This is a genomic window from Bacillus sp. NPDC060175 (assembly GCF_042728695.1).
GTDB lineage: Bacteria > Bacillota > Bacilli > Bacillales > Bacillaceae_G > Bacillus_A.
Genome location: NZ_JBHWYR010000031.1, coordinates 1 through 19,116, shown reverse-complemented (window position 1 = coordinate 19,116; position 19,116 = coordinate 1). Strand labels below are relative to the sequence as shown.

Below are 19,116 nucleotides of genomic sequence, written 5' to 3'. Positions count from 1 at the left end.
GTATCTTTTTTTTGTAGCCCTTTTCACGAAACAAGCCCGTTTTTAGGAAAGCCAAGCTTCCGATTCGCCCTGAAAACATAATATAAATGGAATCCCCTCATTTAGAACAAGAAGAACTTGTTATGAATGATACTAAAGGAGGAATAGAATAATGGGCGAAAAGTGTGAACACAGACATGATGATTGCGACCGCAGATGTGATGATTTCGATCGCAGACGTGGCTGCGGAGGCGGTTTTGCGCTTCTAATCGTATTGTTTATTTTATTAATCATTATCGGTGCTAGCTGCTTCGGCGGAGGCGGCGGCGGTGGTTGTGGTTACGGCGGTTATGGTGGATATGGCGGCGGCTATGGTGGATACTGCTAATTATTAAAAACTATTGAAAATGGCCTTGTGCAATACGCACAAGGCCATTTTATTCATGTTCTAATATGCTGTGATAATTTATTGATGTAAAGAGAACGGATTAAGAGGAAGAAAATAATCTCGATGATCCCGAACAAAGTGAGTACGATTAATAACTCTTTTAGTAAGGAGAAAGCAAACATGCTTTGTAAAAACTGAATCGCAAATACTGTATGAATGCCAGCAACGATATAAGGAACGAAAAATAAAATTCCTAATTGAATCGTTGCAGAACGAAACATTTCTGATTCAGTTAATCCAAGTTTGGTAATTGTAATATACTTTTGTTTCTCGCTCGTTAAGTCATTATACATACGGAAATATAAAACGCTAGCGGCTCCAATAAAGAAAATAAAGCCGAGAAATGCCCAAATAAAGAATTGAGCGACCGCATTTTCTTTACTATTAATGAGTTCATCAGTAGCTGTATGAATATGAAATGGCTTGATGAAATTTTCTTCATCCTTATGTGCTTCATACAAGTTTTCTGCATCATGATCTAAGCTTTTTAATATATTTTTTGTTGGGACAATTGCATCTTCCCAATTTTCCACGAAATAGTTATAAACTGTAATTGTTTCAATATGAGGAATCATATTTTCGATGACATTATCTTGCATCACGATTAAATGAGGTAATGCAAAGGTTGGTTCGATTCCTTTATTGATAAAACCTTTAATATGAAATTCCTTTTTATTTGAGCCAAGTGTAATCGTGTCTTGTTTCGCAAATGGGTTTGAGACGAGATTTACCAACTCTGGCGAATAACGAGAAATACTATAAACTTGTACAGAATTAAGGCTGATTTCTGGCCTGTTTAATTGTTTAGCTATCGCGTTATAATCACTCATTTTCATAATGGCAATTTCCTCTTTTAAAGCCGTATCTTTTAAAACGGTAAACTTATATTTGTTAGATTGAAAATTAGCATTTGTAAGTTCAGTTTCAATAGTAGTAATATGCTTTTGTTCAAATGTATTATCACCTTCTGATGTATATGTGAAGGGGATTGGATATCGTTCTAATATCGATGTTTTCGTGTGGTTATTTGCAGCAAATAGTCCGATAATAATCGTAAATGCAAGTGCAGATAGCATAGAAACGATAAAGAGTACATTAATATTACTACGGGTACGAGCAACTAAATCTGAAATCCATAACATATTTATTTGTTTCAAATAAAACTTTCTGCGCTTCTTTAAAATATAGATAAAGAGAAGAAAGGTTTGTGAAAAGAATAAATATGTCCCAACTACTACGAGCGGTAAAATAGATAACATAATAAAGAAGACAGATCCATTTTGTACATTTTTTTCTGTTACGTAGCCTTGTGGGTAACCGGCAATATAATAGCATAGCCCTAAACAAATTAAAGCGAATAAAGAGATGGGTATAGATGGCCTTTTTTCGGCTGTCACTTTTTTGTTACCTTTAATGAGATGGGCTGTTTTACGAGTGCGAATAAACATCGGCGTAAACGTAGAAACGATTAAAAATAAAATGATAAAGGTAACGGTTGTAACGATAATCGCTTCTGTTGGCCAATATAAATAAAGGCCTTTAGCACTTGTTAATTTCGAAGTAACTAATAAGAAAAAGTTAGAGAACACAAGGCCACCTTGAATACCGATAAAGATAGATAACATCCCGATTATCATGTTTTCAGTAAATAAAAGTCTTTTTAACTGTTTCTGTGAGATACCAAGAATAGTGAGTATCCCGAATTGTTGCTTTCGTACATTTAAAAATGTTCCGATTGAATATAAGAGAAAGAAGAACGAGAACAGAACGATAACAAACTGTGCTGTACTCGCTAAATTCATTAGAGGATCCCGTTCTTGAAAGCTTTGTACATTTTGTAAACGCGGGTGATATGCATATACAGTAAATGAAAAGAAAACCATAATGGAAAACGCACTGCTTACAAAATAAGCGAAATATGCTTTAGAATTACGCGTGACATTTTTAAATGCAAATTGCCAAAACGTCATCCACGTCTTCCTCCTAATAATGCTAAAACATCTAATATTTCTTGATAAAACTTCTCGCGATATAGTCCGCGGTGCAGTTCATTGTAAAGTCCACCATCTTTAATGAAGATGACGCGGTTACAATAACTTGCTGCAAACGGATCGTGCGTAACCATTAAAATTGTGGCATCTTCCTCTTTATTTAACTTCGTAAATAACTCCATTACATCAATTGCTGCTTTAGAATCTAAGTTCCCTGTTGGTTCATCCGCGAGTAAAAGTGACGGATGATGAATAACGGCACGTGCTACTGCAGTACGCTGTGCTTGTCCTCCAGAAACTTCAAAAATACGTTTGTCCAAAATATGATCAATTCCAAGCTTCTTTGAAATGTTATCGAGTTTTTCGTCCATTTCTTTTAAAGGAACATTGTCTAGCGTTAAAGGTAATACGATATTTTCACCAATTGTTAGTGTATCTAATAAGTTAAAGTTCTGGAAAACAAAACCTAACTCTTGGCGGCGGAAAATAGCTAACTTTTCTCTACGGAATGTATGCGGTTGTTTTCCGTTAATAACGACTTCTCCAGAAGTAGGTGAATCGATAGTCGAAATAACGTTTAAAAATGTGGATTTCCCACTTCCGGATGGTCCCATAATCGCAACGAATTCACCTTTATCTACGTGTAAATTTATATTTTTTAAAGCAGTATGAGGGACTTTTCCTTCATACACTTTTGAGACGTTTTTTATGTGTAATACCTCTTCCATAATAATCACCTTTCTATTTTTAAAACTTAATATGTTGTGATAATTTTTGCATATAAAAGGAACGAATTAAAAGGAAAAAGAGAATTTCAACCGTTCCAAAAATCATAAGCACGACTGTAATTTCAGCGAAGAACGAGAGATTTAATACATCTTGTAGCATCTTTGTCGCAAACATCGTATGGATGGATGCCATAATGTAAGGGACGAAGAATAAAATAGCAAGCTGAATTGTCGCTGAACGCTTCATCTCGGCTTCTGTTAAGCCGATTTTCGTAATCGTTATATACTTTTCTTGCTCATTTGTTAAATCTGTATACATTCGGAAGTAAAGAACACTGCCAGCACCGATAAAGAAAATAACGCCAAGGAAAGTTCCGATTAAGAAAAAGGAAGATACATTTAGTTTCGTTTCATATAGTGAGTTACTCGCTTCACTTGCATGGAATGGTGGATGCTCTGCTTGAATCGTTGCATTGTCGTTGTTAATTTTAGTTATAAATGATGAGCCAATATTATGTGCCTTTTCCCAATCTAGAACTTTAAAGCTATATACACTCATTTGTTTTGAAATGGTTGATAAGGCTTCTACATGTTCATCAGATAGTACGATTAATTGAGGTACTAAGCCAATTGGGAACGGGCTATAACTTGTATAGTCTTTCACCTGCAATTGTAAAGAGTTTTGAGTAAGTGTAAGAGTGTTTTTCTTTTCCTTATTATGAAGCGTTCCAATGACTTGAGCATCTAAATCTTTAATTAATATATAAGACTCGTCTTTATTCACTGTGAGAGTTTCCCAATTTAACGCCTTAGCCAGTATATTATAGTCACTTTGTTTAATGGCATAATAGAGCTGCGTGTTATCTTCAGCTGAAGATACTTCATATATATCCGTTTTATATTTTTTATAAGTAAAGTGTTCTTCATTAAATTTTTGCTCTAACCAGTTTAAATGCTCATCAGCTAACGTATTTTCAGTATGTGATAAATAAGTAAACGGGAAAGGGTTTTGCCTAATTTCATCAAACTTTGTAAATTTCCCGAATCCATATAAAAATATAATCATTGTAAAAGCGAGCGTCGATAGCATCGCTACAATAAAGAGCATGTTAATATTCGTTCGAATACGAGTTGCTAAATCAGAAACCCAAAGCATATTAATCCGTTTCATATAAAACTTTCTTCGTGTTTTCAATATACGAATGAGCAAGAAGCTAATTTGTGAGAAGAAGAAGTATGTTCCGGCTGCAATGAGAGACGGAATGACAAGTATACTAGAGATGATATATAAAGGCCCAATGATGTCACCTAGCGACATAAAATATAGCGGATTTGCTGCTAATACGTATCCGGATATTAAACATAGCGCACCAAATAAAGAAATAAGCACGGATGCTTTTCTTTCTTTTTGCTGTTTTCCTTCTTTTAAAAGTCGTACAGCTTTTCTCGTACGGATTAGCATCGGAGTAAAGGACGATACGAGAATAAAAAGTCCGAGAAAGATTACCGTTGTTAAAATAATAGCGGCTGTCGGCCAATATAAATATAAACCAGGTACATGTGTAATTTTGGCGGTAACTAATAAAAAGAACTGTGAAAAGACAAGTCCGAGTTGAATGCCAAAAAATATAGAAAGAGTACCAATTAACATATTTTCTAAAAAGACGAGCCTTTTTAATTGTTGTTGAGAGATGCCAAGTACTGTTAAAATTCCAAACTGTTTTTTTCGTACTTTTAAAAACGTACCAATCGAATATAGTAAAAAGAAAAATGAAAAAAACGCAATGACAACTTCTGAAATTGTCATTAATATGTTTAGAAAAAAATTAACGTCTGTCATATGCAATTTAGGATGGAATAAGTAAACTGCAAATGAGAAAAAGATGGCGATAGAAAACGAACTGCTTACAAAATAGGCGAAATAAGCTCTGGCGTTCCGTGTTACGTTTTTAAATGCAAACTGCCAAAATGTCATTCACCTGGACCTCCTAATAGAGTTAACGTGAAAGGAGTACGGGGAGAGGTTCCCTCATACTCTTTTCATAAAGCTCACCTTTTTATTATTTAAAATTTAATATGTTGCGATAGCTTTTGCATATAAAGTGAACGAATTAATAGGAAAAAGATAATCTCAACCGTTCCAAAAATCACAAGTACAACCGTAATTTCAGCAAACAACGATAAATTTATAACATCTTGTAGCATCTTTGTCGCAAACATCGTATGAATGGAAGCCATAATGTACGGAACAAAAAATAAGATTCCAAGTTGAATGGTCGCTGAACGCTTCATTTCTGATTCTGTTAAGCCAATCTTTGTAATCGTTACATACTTTTCTTGTTCGGTTGTTAAATCTGTATACATACGGAAGTATAGTACACTGCCAGCACCAATAAAGAAAATAATCCCAAGGAATGTCCCAATGAGGAAGTAGGAAGCACTTCCAGATTTGATTCTGTATAGGGAATTGCCCGCTTCGAAAACACGAACTAGTACTCCTTCGTGCTCAACACTCGCACGGTCTTTATCAACTCGTTTTACAAACTCATCAGCAATTGCATATGTATTTTCCCAGTTCTCTACGTTGTAATTATAGGCTGTTATATGTTTTGTGTTATTTGGTAAATTGTTAACGACAGCATCAGATAATACTAACGTTTCATACGCGAAAGAAGCAGGGAGCGGATTATTTATTTCGAATCCTTTTACTTGTAGCTTATAATTTGTGCTAGCGAGTGTAATATGTGTTTTAGTGTAATTTTGATCGAATGCACTAAACAATGGGAAATATGCGGCTCCAGATAATATATATGTTTCATTATCATTTATAAATAGTTGTTTTAATTGTACGGACGTAGCAAGTTTATTATAGTCACTTTGTTTTATGGCGTATGTGCCATAATAAATTTCCGTACCGCTTTCCGCTTTTACAGGTGTATCATATAAATCTACTTTTGTTTTTTTATAAGAAAATTTCCCATCTTTTAATTGCTCTTCCAGCCAATTTAAGTGCTGGGAAGTAAACGGGTTCTCATCATATGAGAAATAAGAAAATGCGAATGATGAATTTCGTTCAACATCAAGTTTTGCAAATTTCCCGAAGCTATATAAAAATGTGATCATCGTAAAAGCAAGCGTAGATAACATCGCTACAATGAAAAGCATATTAATATTTGATCGAATGCGGCTAGCCAAGTCTGAAATCCAAAGCATATTAATACGCTTCATATAAAACTTTCGTCTCTTTTTCAAAAGATGAATGAGCAAGAAACTAATTTGTGAAAAGAAGAAATATGTTCCAATTGAAACGAGTACCGGAATGACAAAAATACTCGAAATCATATAGATCATCCCTATTTGCGGGTTTAATGATATGAAATATGTGGGGTTACCAGCTAAAGCGTAGCCACCTAATAAACATATAGCGCCAAATAGAGAAATCAGTATGGAGGGCTTTCGTTCTTTTTGATTCCCGCCATTTGCTTTTAAAAGATGTACCGATTTTTTTGTTCGAATGAGCATTGGTGTAAATGCAGATACAACGATAAAAAGACTAAGAAAAACAATTGTCGTTAAAAGGATAGCGTTAGTAGGCCACCAGTACAAATATATCCCTGGTACGTGCGCAATTTTCGCGGTCACTAATAAGAAAAATTGTGAAAAAACGAGTCCAAATTGCATGCCGAAAAAGATGGATAAAATACCGATTAACATATTTTCTATGAAAACGAGACGGTGTAATTGTTTTCTCGATATTCCTAAAACGGTTAAAACCCCGAATTGTTTTTTTCGAACTTTTAAAAAGGTACCGATAGAATATAGTAAAAAGAAGAAAGAGAAGAATACAATTACTACTTCTGAAAATATCATTAATCCTGAAACTTCAGAGATCATAGTGAAGTTTTGTAATTTCGGATGGAATAAATAAACGGCAAACGAAAAGAAAACAGCAATGGAAAAGGCACTGCTTAAAAAATAGGCAAAATAAGCTCTCGAGTTGCGCGTTATGTTTTTAAATGCAAATTGCCAAAATGTCATAATACATACCTCCCGTTACAAGGGTAATATGTAGTCTTATTGCAAAAAATGTATGAGAGTAAATTCTCATACATTTTGCTAGCATATGTTACGATCATGCTTCGGCCACCTTCTCCGTATTTTCTGCTTGATTGTTTGCAGCGTTGTGGAAGATGATTTTAATCGTCGTTCCTTTACCAACTTCAGAGTCCAGTTTTACAGAATGACCTAAATAATCACAAATTTTACTTACGATATAAAGTCCCATACCAGTAGATTCTCCGAATGTACGACCATTTTTTCCAGTGTAAAACGGTTCAAATACTCTTCGAACATCTTCTTGCGGAATACCAACGCCCTCATCACGAACTTCCAAAATGATATCTTTTCCATTTCGATAAGCTGATAAGAAAACCTTCTTTCCGCGTTCACCAGAATAACGAACAGCATTTGTCATCAACTGATAAATGATGAACTTTAGCCATTTCGCATCAGAAGCAACTTTTAAATCTGAATGAACTTCTAAAACAGGGAAGACCCCGTTTCGAATGAATAGTTCTTTTAATCCGTTAATATTTTTTGTTACAGCATCTTTTAATGAAACCGTCTCAACATGGAAGTCTTCATGGAAGTTGTTTAATCTTGCCATGTATAAAGCCATATCAAGTCCTTGATTTAGTCGCTCTAACTCTTTTTTAAATTGCGGGATTAAATGTTCATCTTCCATTTCAAGCACCATAAGTTGCATAATAGAAACTGGCGTTTTCATTTGATGTACCCAGTGGTTAATAAATAATTGGTGTTCTTGTTGTTTTACTTCAAATGCTTGTAGGTCTTTTTGGAATAGACGATATTGCGTACGAACGAGCTCATTTACACCGTGGGGCATAGGAGCAGTCGCTCTTTCAATAAATGCATCTTCCATTTTCTCTGGTGGTTCACTTAATCTGTGGTACATTCTACGGTTACGAACGTAACGATAAGCGAGGAAACAGATGAATAAGTATAAGCTTAAAACGATGAAGTAAAACTTATTATTTTGAAATCCGTCTACTGCATCATAAAGAACGAAAATGATTCCGAAGTTTAATACATATAGTAGGAAAAATGCAAAATGATCACGTAAAAATAGCTTCATGCTTATTCACTCCAAGTTGCGTTAAAACGATACCCAAGTCCACGTACTGTTTCAATAGCATTTTCAATACCAAGCTCATTGAACTTTTTACGAAGACGCGTGATGTTTACGTTTAATGTATTTTCCTCAACGAAGCTTTCGTCGTCCCAAAGAGCGGCTAGTAAATCTTCACGACTCGCTGTACGAGGGAATTTAGATAATAACATTTCTGCTAAAATAGCTTCTTTCTTCGTTAAAAGAACTTGCTCAGCTCCAAAATGAATTTCTGGACGCTCAGGGAATAGTTTTAGTCCTTCAATCTCAACGATACGCTCAGAAATATTTGGTGCATAATCACCGTAAATACGGCGTAATTGCCCTTTAATTTTTGCCATTACAACGTCATAGTGGAACGGTTTCGTAATATAATCGTCCGCACCGCTTTCAATCGCCATAATTTGCTCCATTTCACCAGCACGTGCTGAAATGAAAATAATCGGACAAGTAGATTCATGACGAATTTGACGGCACCAGTAGAATCCATCAAATTTCGGTAAGTTTACATCAAGTAAAACAAGATGTGGTTTCACGGCATTAAACGATTCCATAATATCATCGAAGTTCTCTGCAACAACAGCATCATAGCCGTATTTTTGAATGTGAGATTGCAGTAATGATGAAATATTTGGATCGTCTTCAACGATTAAAATTTTATACATATGTATATTCCTCCTCAAAAAAACAATTGTAGCTATAGTGTACCATGTGTTTCACGTCTTTTCATTATGTTGAAATATAAGCTAGTAAACAGTATAGGTCAAAAGTGGAAAAAGTAAAAAGGGCCGTATATATAATTGACAATTAACTGAAATCATTTTAACATTTAGATAAATATCTAAATGTCTAATTATCGAAAGGAAGAAAGACATTGAACCAAGCATTCAAAGCATTAGCAGACCCAACAAGGCGAAAAATTTTAGATTTATTAAAAGAAGGCGATTTAACTGCTGGCGAAATTGCTGAACAGTTCAATATGACAAAGCCAAGTATTTCTCATCACCTAAATGCGCTTAAAAATGCTGAACTTATCCAAGATGAAAAAAGAGGGCAATTCGTTATGTATTCTTTGAACACAACTGTATTTCAGGATTTATTGACTTGGGTGTTTACGTTTACGAATAAGGGGGAAGAGGGGAAATGAGGAAGCATCTTTTTGCAATTATATTGATTCTTATAACTGGTTTAGCTTGGGCATATGCTTGGCCGAATTTGCCTGACACGATGGCAATTCATTGGGGGACTGAAGGTGTGAATGGCTTTGCTTCCAAATTTAATGCAATGCTGTTGCTACTTGGGATTATGATTTTCACCTATGTTTTATTAACAATTACTCCTAAAATTGATCCTAAGAAAAAGAACTACGATAAGTTTTCTAGAAGTTATACGATAATGAATTATAGCGTATTAGTAGTATTGTTTTTAGTAAACATGCTCGTGATTGGGGTAGGATTAGGTTATGACATTCCGATGAATAGTACACCATATATTCTTGTTGGTCTGTTATTTATAGTCATCGGCAACTATTTACCACAATGTAAGCCAAACTACTTCGTAGGTATAAAAACACCGTGGACGTTAAGTAACGAAGAAGTGTGGAGAAAGACGCATCGTTTTAGCGGAAAGGTGTTTGTTGTACTAGGAGTTATTATGATTTTAAGTGTTTTTGCACCTGCAGCATGGAAAGCTTTCTTAATGGTTGGAATTATTATTGGGGCGGTAGGATTAACGATGGGATATTCTTATGTGGCTTATAAGAAAGAGATAGGGTCTTAATAGAATAATATAGAATTTGTGTTGGCTGGAGTGATGTGAATATGTACCTTCATACCAACAATAAATTCATATGTTATTTATAAAAAGAAATAGTATAGAATGAGTGAATTAAAAACAGGGGAGTGCAGGAAAGGTGAAAAAACATCTTTTTGCAATTATATTAATTGTTACAACTTGTTTAGCTTGGGCGTTTGCTTGGCCTCATTTGCCGGATACAATCGCGACACATTGGAGTGGTGGTAAGGTAGATGGCTATTCTTCTAAACTTTACGGAATGATTTCTATGGTTGGAATTATGATTGCATTATATGTATTTCTAAATGTGATACCAAAGATTGATCCAAGGAAAGCAAATTACGAGAAATTTGCTAAAGCTTTTATGATGATGAATAACGGGATACTCCTGCTACTATTTGTAGGAAATATAGATATTATTACAAGTGGACTAGGATATAATTTATTCATTAATCGAATTCCAGAATTATTAGTTGGTGTTTTATTTTTAGTGATGGGTAATTATTTACCGCAGTGTAAGCCTAACTTTTTCGTTGGGATGCGTAATCCTTGGACGTTAAGTAATGAAGAAGTATGGCGGAAAACACATCGATTTAGCGGAAAAGTATTTGTGGCTTTAGGACTTATTATGATTATAAGCGTTTTCGCTCCAGCTGATTGGAGATCTTATATGATGCTTGGGATTATAGTAGTTGCTGTTCTCATAACGAATTTATATTCTTACGTTTTATATAAAAAAGAAATGCAATTGTGAGCAATAAGAGATTGAACTACACTAATCAAATTTTATATTTATAGTTTTTATGTGTTAACAGGTTCTAATACTCAGTGAGGATAATAAAAAACTTGCTGAGTAAAATTAAAGGCTTTACAGTCTGAATATTTCGTTTTTTAACCAAAGATAGTTTGGGGGAAATCACATGTTAGAAATTATAAATTTTAGCAAGACATACAAAGGTGGCAAGAAAGCAGTAGATCATTTAAATATTACTGTTCAAGCAGGAGATATCTTTGGATTTATTGGACATAACGGTGCGGGGAAAAGTACAACAATTAAGTCGTTAGTAGGAGTTATAGATTTTGAAGAGGGCGAAATTTTTGTTGATGGACATTCAGTAAAAAAGGATCCGATTGCATGTAAGAGAGTAATGGCGTATATTCCTGATAATCCAGATTTATATGAGCAATTAACAGGAATTCAATATTTAAACTTTGTTGCGGATGTTTTTAAGGTGTCTGCAAAAGATCGGGAAAAGGAGATACAAAAGTATGGAGATGCTTTTGAGATTACACCGTACCTAGGTGATTTAATATCTTCTTATTCACATGGTATGAAACAAAAAGTGGCGATTATATCAGCGGTTTTGCATAAACCGAAATTATTAGTTTTAGATGAACCTTTCGTTGGTCTTGATCCAAAGGCTGCTGTAGTATTGAAAGGTATTATGAAGGAGCTTTGTGAAAAGGGAAGTGCGATTTTCTTTTCTACTCATGTTTTAGATGTGGCGGAGAAGTTATGTAATAAAATAGCGATGATTAATAGAGGGAAATTAGCACTTTCAGGGGAAGTGAATTCTTTAATAAAGGAAGGCTCATTGGAAGAGCTCTTTATGAAGGAGCTTGCTAATGAATACTAATAGTCTAGAGCTTTTAAAAATCCGGTTGATAACGCAGCTCGGTTTAAATACTTTTAAATACGAAAAAGATAAGAAAAAGAAGCAGAATAAGATTTTACTGTCAGCATCTATTGCCTTAGTTGGTGTCATGTTAATGTTATATTGCGGAGCCTCAGCATATGGGTTGGTGAGCTTGGGAATAAGTGAAATTATTCCAGTTTATGCACTAGTTATTAGCAGTGTATTGACGTTGTTTTTCACTATATTTAAGGCAAATGGAGAAATTTTTGCTTTTAAGGACTACGATCTTTTAATGTCATTACCGATTCGTGTAAGTACTGTTATTACAAGTAGGTTTTTGTATTTATATTTGCTGAATACAATCTTTTCAATCATAATCATGCTACCAATGGGAGTTGTTTATGGCATACATGAGAATCCATCAGTTTCTTTTTACTTTATGTGGTTCATCGGTATGTTTATAGCATCTCTAATTCCAACAACAATCGCAGCGATCTTTGGAGCTATGATTACGGCAATCGCTTCTAAATTTAAAAATACGAATAAAATAACTACGGTTTTAAGTTTTATAGTAATTATTACATTCGGCTTCTTTATGCTAAAAAACGGAAATGCTCAATATAGCCTTAATGATATGAATGGGATTGGTGCAATTGTTTCAGAGAAACTAACTAAAGTGTATCCATTAGCTAACATGTTTCAAAAAGCAATTGTTAATGCTGATATTGTAGCTTTCGTCCTATTCGTTGGGATATCGGTTATTTGGTATTATCTTTTTGTAAAAATACTTTCGTTAAAATATAAGCAAATAAATACAGAGATTACCACTTATCATATGCTTTCAAATTATGAGATTAATAGTATGAGAAAAGAAAGTGTATTGGTCGCGTTATATAAAAAAGAACTGAAACGTTTCTTTTCTTCTACAGTGTATGTCATAAATAGTGGAATGGGAGTTGTGATGGCGCTAGCTTTTGCCCTAGCTATAGTTGTAGTAGGACCAAGTCAATTAATAGCGTATCCTGGAATTGAGCCGTTGTTGCAGAAGGTTGCGCCATTTGCTATTGCAGCAGCGATTTCGATGACGTGTACAACATGTGTGTCATTGTCATTAGAAGGAAAAAATGTATGGATTATTAAGTCGTTGCCTATAGCGCCAAAGATGATTTATGACAGTAAAATTCTTATGAATCTTTCATTAAGTATACCTGCATCACTTATCAGTGCCGTATTACTGATAATAGGGTTAAAACTAGATGTTTGGAGTTCTCTTTTAATCGTAATAACACCGATAGCATATTCATTCTTTTCGGCAGTATGGGGGATTTTTATTAATAATCGATTTGGTTATTATGATTGGGTATCAGAAACTCAAATAGTAAAACAAAGTATAGGATCGTTTGTCGGTATGTTTGGTGGCTTAATTACGGCTGTTATACCTGCCTTGTTAATCGGTACTGCTACGATCTCGAATTACAGAGTGTTTACTTTTGTAGTTGTTATAGTACTTACGATTATTACTATTTTCTTGTATAAGAACGAGTCGAGAAGAAGTATAAAGTGAAACTTTAATCAGTGGGGGGGTGTACATCCCCCACTGATTATCAGCCCTCACCAATCGGGCATTAACGGGCAGTTATCTCCCACCTAACTTCCTCGCATTTGCTGAATTTTGAGGTGGGAGTCTTACAGCCCGCAAATAGCGGGATAAAAAGCTGCTTTTCCTGTAAAGAGGAAGAGCAGCTTCTTATTTTGAAACAGTTTAGACCCTTATATTACTTTTTCAAAATAGGTACCCATATCTCGCTTCTGAAATTCGGCGAGGATACGTCTTTACTTTCATTCCATAAAATTTCTGGTCCTTCTGCTAATTCATAGTTTGAAGAAGGAAACCATTCGGAATAAATGCGTCCCCATACATTTTGTAATGCATAAAGAAGTTTTTTTATTTAGTAGCCAATCTTGAAGCTGCCTCTTCAACTTCTTTATATGCTTTTTGTAATACTTCATTTTGATCTAGTAAAGCAGTTCCTTGTGCTCGAATGATTTGAAAATCTTCAATACCAAGGAAGTTAAACATTGATTTCAAATATTTATGAGAATAATCAACTTCTGTATACCAATCATCATCTGTATAGATTGATCCGCTTGCTTGTATGACAAGCATTCTTCTTCCATCGTTAAGTAATCCAACTGATCCAGTTTCAGTATATTTAAATGTTTCACGTGCAATCATGATATTGTCCATATAATCTTTTAATTTTGATGGAATATTAAAATTGTGCAAAGGTAATACGATAATATACGTATTGGCACTTTTAAACTGCTGTAAAATTTCACCCATTCGCTCCGTTACTTTTTTCTCTTCGTTAGTTAATTCTATTTCATTTCGTTGTTTGTCCCATGCACTTAAAACTGTTTGATCTATCATAGGGACTACGTCACTGTATAGATTAATTTGTTCAACTACTTCACTGTTAGAAATTACTTCTTTATATGATTCTAAAAAGTGATTGAAAACTTGTATGCTAACTGATGATGTATCATCTATTTTTGGATGCGCATTTATGATAAGTGTTTTAGTCATTTATATTTCCCCCTAAAAACAATTTGTTTATTTTTAATTAAAGACTAACTTGATCGTCGATTAAGTTAGTCTTTAATATAATCATTATAATTATTTTTGTCAAATGTAGTACACGCGAGACTTGTTTTATTTGACTAAAACTTGAAATACTCCTAAGATACAATTTGATAACCCTTAAAATTAGAAGCAGGTGAGTATATATGCAATATAGTGTTGGGGTTGAATATGCTTTACATTGTTTAGTTTATTTAGTTACTGCTCCTTCAAAAGAAAGCGTTGGAATAAAAGACTTAGCAGAGTTCCAAGGACTTTCGGAAACGTTTCTTTCAAAAGTTTTCGGTAAATTATCTAAGGCTGGTATTGTAAGCTCTGTCCCTGGGGTAAAGGGAGGTTATAGATTAGCTAAATCTCCAGAAGATATTTCTTTTTGGGATGTAATAGAGGCTGTCGAAGGACCAAAACCAATTTTTCAATGCAAAAATATTGTGCAGAACGGTCTACTATATCGAGACAAGACCTGTAATTCTTGTGAATCGAGCAATTCTTCTTGCACAATTAATTTAGTAATGCTTGAGGCGGAAGAGCATATGCGGGAGTTTCTTCGTAAAAAGACCCTTGCGTGGTTAGATAAAGAACTTGATATTGTTTTACCAGAAAAGCTAAGAACAGATACTAGAGAATACTTTACAAAAGAAGGCTCTAACTAACCGATATTGACGAGTTAGTTAGGGCTTTTTTGCTATGCGCCTTGAAATTTTGTCTCTTAATTCTTCTAAATACCTTTGAAACGATGATATTTTTTCACCTTACAAAATTGTAATGTTCCTGTAAGGAGAATGAATGGATGGTATGATATCCCAATGTTATAGTAACAAAGTACTTTAGCTCATTGGGTTAAATTTTGATTTCTCTGCTTATATGCCTTCTTACATAACTGTCATGTTTGTGTAAGAAACATCGATAGTGGCAAGAGTAGAGAGTGTATATAGTGAAAATAGAGAATAGAAGAAATGAGGGATGTCGAGATGAAAACAGTGTTAGAAGCGAAAAATATTGAAAAAGTGTATGACACAGGTGGGAATAAATTTGTAGCTTTAAAAGGTATTAATTTACAAGTAAAAGAGGGAGAGTTCGTTGGAATTATGGGACCTTCTGGTTCTGGTAAGACGACTCTTTTAAATGTTCTTTCCACAATTGATAATGCAACGGACGGTGAAATTTTAATTGATGGAAAAGATATCGTGAAGATGAATGATGATAAGCTGGCGTTGTTCCGCCGTGATCATTTAGGTTTCATCTTCCAAGATTATAACTTATTAGATACATTAACGGTAAAAGAAAATATTGCGTTACCTCTTGCGTTATCAAAGGTGAAAGCGAGTGAAATTGATCGCCGTGTTCTTGAAATCTCAAAGAAATTCGGTATTGATCATATTTTAAGTCAGTTCCCATATCAAGTATCTGGTGGGCAGAAGCAGCGCTGCGCAGCATCGCGTGCGATCGTTACAAGTCCTAGTATGATATTTGGAGACGAGCCGACTGGAGCGCTTGATTCTAAATCAGCGACAGATTTATTAGAAAGTATGAAGTCGTTAAATGAATATGATAACTCAACAATTTTAATGGTAACGCACGATGCATTCGCGGCAAGTTACTGTAAACGAGTTATTTTCATTAAAGATGGTGAGTTATATAAAGAATTGCACCGCGGTGAATTAACACGTAAACAATTCTTCCAAAAAGTCGTTGACGTAATGTCTTCCATTTCTGGAGGTATGGCTGATGACCTTATCTAGCATTGCCCTCCGCAACATACAGCGGAACTTTAAAGACTATTTTGTATATTTTGCATCTATGATTTTTAGTATTGTAATTTACTTTACATTTAAAGCACTACAATATAATTCACAAATGGAAAAAGCTGCGGAAGGTTCTAAAAAAATTAGCGGTGCGTTTCAAGTTTCAAGTGTCATGCTAATCATCTTCGTAGCGGTGTTCATTATATATTCGAACGGTTTCTTTACACGGAAGCGTAAAAAAGAAGTTGGGCTATATTCGTTACTAGGTATTCGAAAAAGACAGATCGGTAAAATGCTCTTTTATGAAAATATGTTAATGGGATTAATGTCTTTAATTATCGGAATTGCGATTGGTAGCGTTCTTTCAAAACTATTCCTTGAACTACTAGTAAGTATGATGGGATTAAATTTAAATGTTCATTTTGAAGTACCGATGGCTGCAATTGTTGATACAGCAATTATTTTCTTTGTGATTATATTGTATACATCACTTCAAGGATATCGTTTAATTTATCGATTCAAGCTAATTGAACTTTTCCGCGCAGAACGCGAAGGAGAAGCAATGCCAAAAGGATCTGTAATTATGGCGTTAATTTCAATTTTCTTAATCGGTTCAGGTTATTTCTTAGCATTAATGTTCATGAAGGCAGTTAAGTATGCAGACTTTATGGCAGTTGCACTTTATATTTTACTTGCGACAGTATTAGGTACGTACTTACTATTTATGTTCTTTACAGTATTCGTATTAAAACGTGCAAGAAATAATAAATCATCGTTTTATAACGGTATGAATATGATAACGACATCACAGCTACTATATCGTATTAAAGGGAATGCAAAGTCACTTGCAACAATTTCTATTTTAAGTGCGGTAACATTAACAGCAGTTGGTACGTCAGTTACGATGTATTACAACACATTTACACAATCAAAAGCATTCGCGCCATACAGCTATTCTTATGAGAAAAAAGATGCAGAACTAGATAAGAAAGTAAATGCGATTTTTGCTGAAGAGGAAGAGAATCATCCTGTAAAAGATCAATTTGAAGTTGAGATGGTTCCTGTAAAAGGAAAGTTTGAAGGAGATAAAGTTGATTTCATCCTTAATATGAACTACAGTATCTCAGAGAAATATCAATTTATGTCTCAATCTGAATTTAATAAACTTGCTAAAAAAATCGATGCAGAAACAGTGAATGTAGCTGCTGGTGAAGCATTTATATATGATAGTTCTTATATGGAAGGGCATGAGTTTAGCCCTCAATATAAAGGAAATAAAGCGGTATTCCAAATTGGAAATGAAACGAAGAAATTAGCGATTCAAGGCGCAAATGATAATGCAATTACGAACCTAGGTGAACTAGTTGTTGTCGTTTCAGATGAAACATATGAACAAGCGAAGCAAGCATTTGGAACACGTGTTGTAAAAAATATTGATGTAAAAGATGAAAGAAACAGTAAAGTATTAACAGAAAAATTAACAAAATTGATGCCAGCTGGTGAATCAGAAATGGTACCATCATTTAGAGATTTCTACACTGGTTTCCAAATGGGGCTTGAAGGAACTGGACTCATGATGTTCATCGGAATGTTCTTAGGACTTGTATTCTTACTAGCAACAGGTTCTATCATTTACTTCAAGCAATTAACAGAAGCAAATGCTGATCGTGAGCGTTATGTTGTACTTCGTAAAGTCGGGGTAACGAAACAGGAAATGAAAAAAGCTATCGCAAAACAAGTAAGCTTTATCTTTGCGATTCCGTTAGTAATCGGAATTTTACACAGCTTGTTTGCATTAAAAGGTTTAGGGAACATATTACCATTTGAAATTATGATTCCGCTCCTAATTAGTATCGGGGTATACGGTGTCATTTATATCGGATATTACTTCTTAACAGTTCGCTCTTATTATAAGATTGTGAGCGCGAAGTAATAGACGGTAGCTGTAAGAGAATAGAAATTAGAAAAATAGCCATTTACCTGATTTTTTATGAGGTGGATGGCTATTTTTTATTTTGCAATATTAGTACTACTAAGAGGAGGACAGAATTAACGTACATCTATTATGTCAATAAAGTTAAAAGTATGTTTACGGTCAAAGGTATCTATGCATATTACAGAACGCTTCAAAGGATTTATTTCAATTACAGTCATACAACTTGTAGGAAAATAATCATCTTTATAATAAGTAATCAATATTTCTTTTTCTGAAATGTATGAGCGTAATAGATGATCTTCAATTCGCTCTCTATCATCGTATGGTGATAGAGAGCGGTCAGCAGGTTGTTTAGACATAATAGTCAGTTGCATCGATTTTGATTTATTTGTACTACTCATGCTTTCTATTCTCCTAACAATATGTTTTCTATATCTTTCTGACTTAGGAAGTTATTAGTTAATCACTATGGAAGTAGCTATTATCAATAATTCAAGTGCCACATTGTATAAACATCCTATTTTAGCTTTCACATGTATATAGCGAAGAAATTATGGATTAGTTGAAAGACTAATTTGCTTAGTACTAAAAAATTACCAAATTCATTAACTTATTTATAGTAATTTATTTGTCATTTTTGTACTTTTTTGAATGTGGTTAAAAATTTATTGAAATCAATTTGGTTGAAGGAGAATAAAGGTATGGAGATATTAGAAGAGTATAAAATCGAGGTACATGTTTATTAAATTAAGAAGAAATAAATCGTGATGGTATTACTAATTGAATGGATGAAGGTGAGCTAGTATTCCATCTATCTCACCTCATGTTAAGAAGGTGTTGTTATATTAAGGTATGATTTTCACGATATTGTCTAGGAGTCATACTAGTGATTTTTTTGAAGACCCTTGTGAAATAACTTTGATCATTGAAATTAAGCCAGGTACAAATATCTGATAATGGATATGTCGTTAATGTTAATAATTTTTTTGCTTCCTCTACTCGTTCTCTTTGAACGTACTCACTTAAAGG

The 19,116-nt window shown here is 34.2% G+C and carries 18 protein-coding genes and 1 pseudogene; 9 read left to right on the top strand and 10 right to left on the bottom strand.

Going from position 1 to position 19,116, the window contains the following annotated elements; translation table 11 throughout:
- The first annotated feature begins 151 nt into the window (after positions 1-151).
- Complete coding sequence (locus ACFWDE_RS16410) at positions 152-367, top strand: YjcZ family sporulation protein (protein WP_002145169.1); 216 nt, start codon at positions 152-154, stop codon at positions 365-367.
- A gap of 53 nt (positions 368-420) precedes the next feature.
- Here ACFWDE_RS16410 and ACFWDE_RS16405 read toward each other — a convergent pair whose 3' ends face one another.
- The 6 genes from ACFWDE_RS16405 to ACFWDE_RS16380 all read right to left on the bottom strand — a co-directional run bounded on the left by ACFWDE_RS16405 (position 421) and on the right by ACFWDE_RS16380 (position 8,999).
- Positions 421-2,397 (bottom strand): ABC transporter permease, encoded by a 1,977-nt coding sequence (locus ACFWDE_RS16405; protein ID WP_377893361.1) that lies wholly within the window; start codon positions 2,395-2,397, stop codon positions 421-423.
- Positions 2,394-3,146: an ABC transporter ATP-binding protein gene (locus tag ACFWDE_RS16400; protein ID WP_002145171.1), complete on the bottom strand. Its 753-nt coding sequence runs from the start codon at positions 3,144-3,146 to the stop codon at positions 2,394-2,396. Before ACFWDE_RS16400 ends, ACFWDE_RS16405 begins: the two co-directional genes overlap by 4 nt.
- Before the next feature lie 19 nt (positions 3,147-3,165).
- Positions 3,166-5,121 carry an FtsX-like permease family protein gene (locus tag ACFWDE_RS16395; protein ID WP_377893358.1) on the bottom strand — a complete coding sequence of 652 codons (1,956 nt, stop codon included), beginning with the start codon at positions 5,119-5,121 and terminating at the stop codon, positions 3,166-3,168.
- Between the two features lie 89 nt (positions 5,122-5,210).
- Positions 5,211-7,184, bottom strand: coding sequence for an FtsX-like permease family protein (locus ACFWDE_RS16390; RefSeq protein WP_377893357.1), 1,974 nt, complete (start codon positions 7,182-7,184; stop codon positions 5,211-5,213).
- 94 nt (positions 7,185-7,278) lie between these two features.
- Positions 7,279-8,301: a sensor histidine kinase gene (locus tag ACFWDE_RS16385; protein WP_377893355.1), complete on the bottom strand. Its 1,023-nt coding sequence runs from the start codon at positions 8,299-8,301 to the stop codon at positions 7,279-7,281.
- Between the two features lie 2 nt (positions 8,302-8,303).
- Entirely contained in the window at positions 8,304-8,999 is a 696-nt protein-coding gene (locus tag ACFWDE_RS16380) for a response regulator transcription factor (RefSeq protein WP_377893353.1), read from the bottom strand.
- 209 nt (positions 9,000-9,208) lie between these two features.
- On the opposite strand from ACFWDE_RS16380, the gene ACFWDE_RS16375 reads away from it, so the two are divergent.
- The 5 genes from ACFWDE_RS16375 to ACFWDE_RS16355 all read left to right on the top strand — a co-directional run bounded on the left by ACFWDE_RS16375 (position 9,209) and on the right by ACFWDE_RS16355 (position 13,329).
- Entirely contained in the window at positions 9,209-9,481 is a 273-nt protein-coding gene (locus ACFWDE_RS16375; RefSeq protein WP_002089211.1) for an autorepressor SdpR family transcription factor, read from the top strand.
- Positions 9,478-10,113 carry an SdpI family protein gene (locus ACFWDE_RS16370; RefSeq protein ID WP_377893351.1) on the top strand — a complete coding sequence of 212 codons (636 nt, stop codon included), beginning with the start codon at positions 9,478-9,480 and terminating at the stop codon, positions 10,111-10,113. Before ACFWDE_RS16375 ends, ACFWDE_RS16370 begins: the two co-directional genes overlap by 4 nt.
- A gap of 133 nt (positions 10,114-10,246) precedes the next feature.
- Positions 10,247-10,882, top strand: a complete 636-nt coding sequence (locus ACFWDE_RS16365) for an SdpI family protein (protein WP_377893349.1) — start codon at positions 10,247-10,249, stop codon at positions 10,880-10,882.
- A 166-nt stretch (positions 10,883-11,048) separates the two neighbouring features.
- The gene (locus ACFWDE_RS16360; protein WP_264539359.1) at positions 11,049-11,765 is read left to right on the top strand and encodes an ABC transporter ATP-binding protein; all 717 of its coding nucleotides are present in this window, start codon (positions 11,049-11,051) and stop codon (positions 11,763-11,765) included.
- A complete protein-coding gene (locus ACFWDE_RS16355; protein WP_377893347.1) occupies positions 11,755-13,329 on the top strand; it encodes a permease in 1,575 nt (524 codons plus the stop codon). The genes ACFWDE_RS16360 and ACFWDE_RS16355 overlap by 11 nt, the downstream gene beginning before the upstream one ends.
- 211 nt (positions 13,330-13,540) lie before the next feature.
- Here the strand turns inward: ACFWDE_RS16355 and ACFWDE_RS16350 are convergent.
- Both ACFWDE_RS16350 and ACFWDE_RS16345 read right to left on the bottom strand, forming a co-directional pair.
- Positions 13,541-13,693 (bottom strand): annotated as a pseudogene (locus ACFWDE_RS16350) (GyrI-like domain-containing protein); the annotation flags it as partial.
- 17 nt (positions 13,694-13,710) lie between these two features.
- A complete protein-coding gene (locus ACFWDE_RS16345; RefSeq protein ID WP_377893345.1) occupies positions 13,711-14,352 on the bottom strand; it encodes an FMN-dependent NADH-azoreductase in 642 nt (213 codons plus the stop codon).
- Positions 14,353-14,552: 200 nt separating this feature from the next.
- Between ACFWDE_RS16345 and ACFWDE_RS16340 the strand changes: the two genes are divergently transcribed.
- The 3 genes from ACFWDE_RS16340 (at position 14,553) to ACFWDE_RS16330 (ending at position 18,084) form a co-directional block, all read left to right on the top strand.
- Entirely contained in the window at positions 14,553-15,059 is a 507-nt protein-coding gene (locus ACFWDE_RS16340; RefSeq protein ID WP_016095911.1) for an RrF2 family transcriptional regulator, read from the top strand.
- 318 nt (positions 15,060-15,377) lie between these two features.
- Positions 15,378-16,148 carry an ABC transporter ATP-binding protein gene (locus ACFWDE_RS16335; protein WP_377893344.1) on the top strand — a complete coding sequence of 257 codons (771 nt, stop codon included), beginning with the start codon at positions 15,378-15,380 and terminating at the stop codon, positions 16,146-16,148.
- On the top strand, positions 16,135-18,084 hold the full coding sequence (locus ACFWDE_RS16330; RefSeq protein WP_377893342.1) for an ABC transporter permease: 1,950 nt from the start codon (positions 16,135-16,137) through the stop codon (positions 18,082-18,084). Before ACFWDE_RS16335 ends, ACFWDE_RS16330 begins: the two co-directional genes overlap by 14 nt.
- A 116-nt stretch (positions 18,085-18,200) precedes the next feature.
- Here the strand turns inward: ACFWDE_RS16330 and ACFWDE_RS16325 are convergent, their stop codons facing one another.
- Both ACFWDE_RS16325 and ACFWDE_RS16320 read right to left on the bottom strand, forming a co-directional pair.
- Positions 18,201-18,488 (bottom strand): YolD-like family protein, encoded by a 288-nt coding sequence (locus tag ACFWDE_RS16325; protein ID WP_377893341.1) that lies wholly within the window; start codon positions 18,486-18,488, stop codon positions 18,201-18,203.
- A 439-nt stretch (positions 18,489-18,927) separates the two neighbouring features.
- Positions 18,928-19,116: helix-turn-helix domain-containing protein (locus tag ACFWDE_RS16320; protein WP_377893339.1), on the bottom strand; the 189-nt coding region annotated here is incomplete at its 5' end.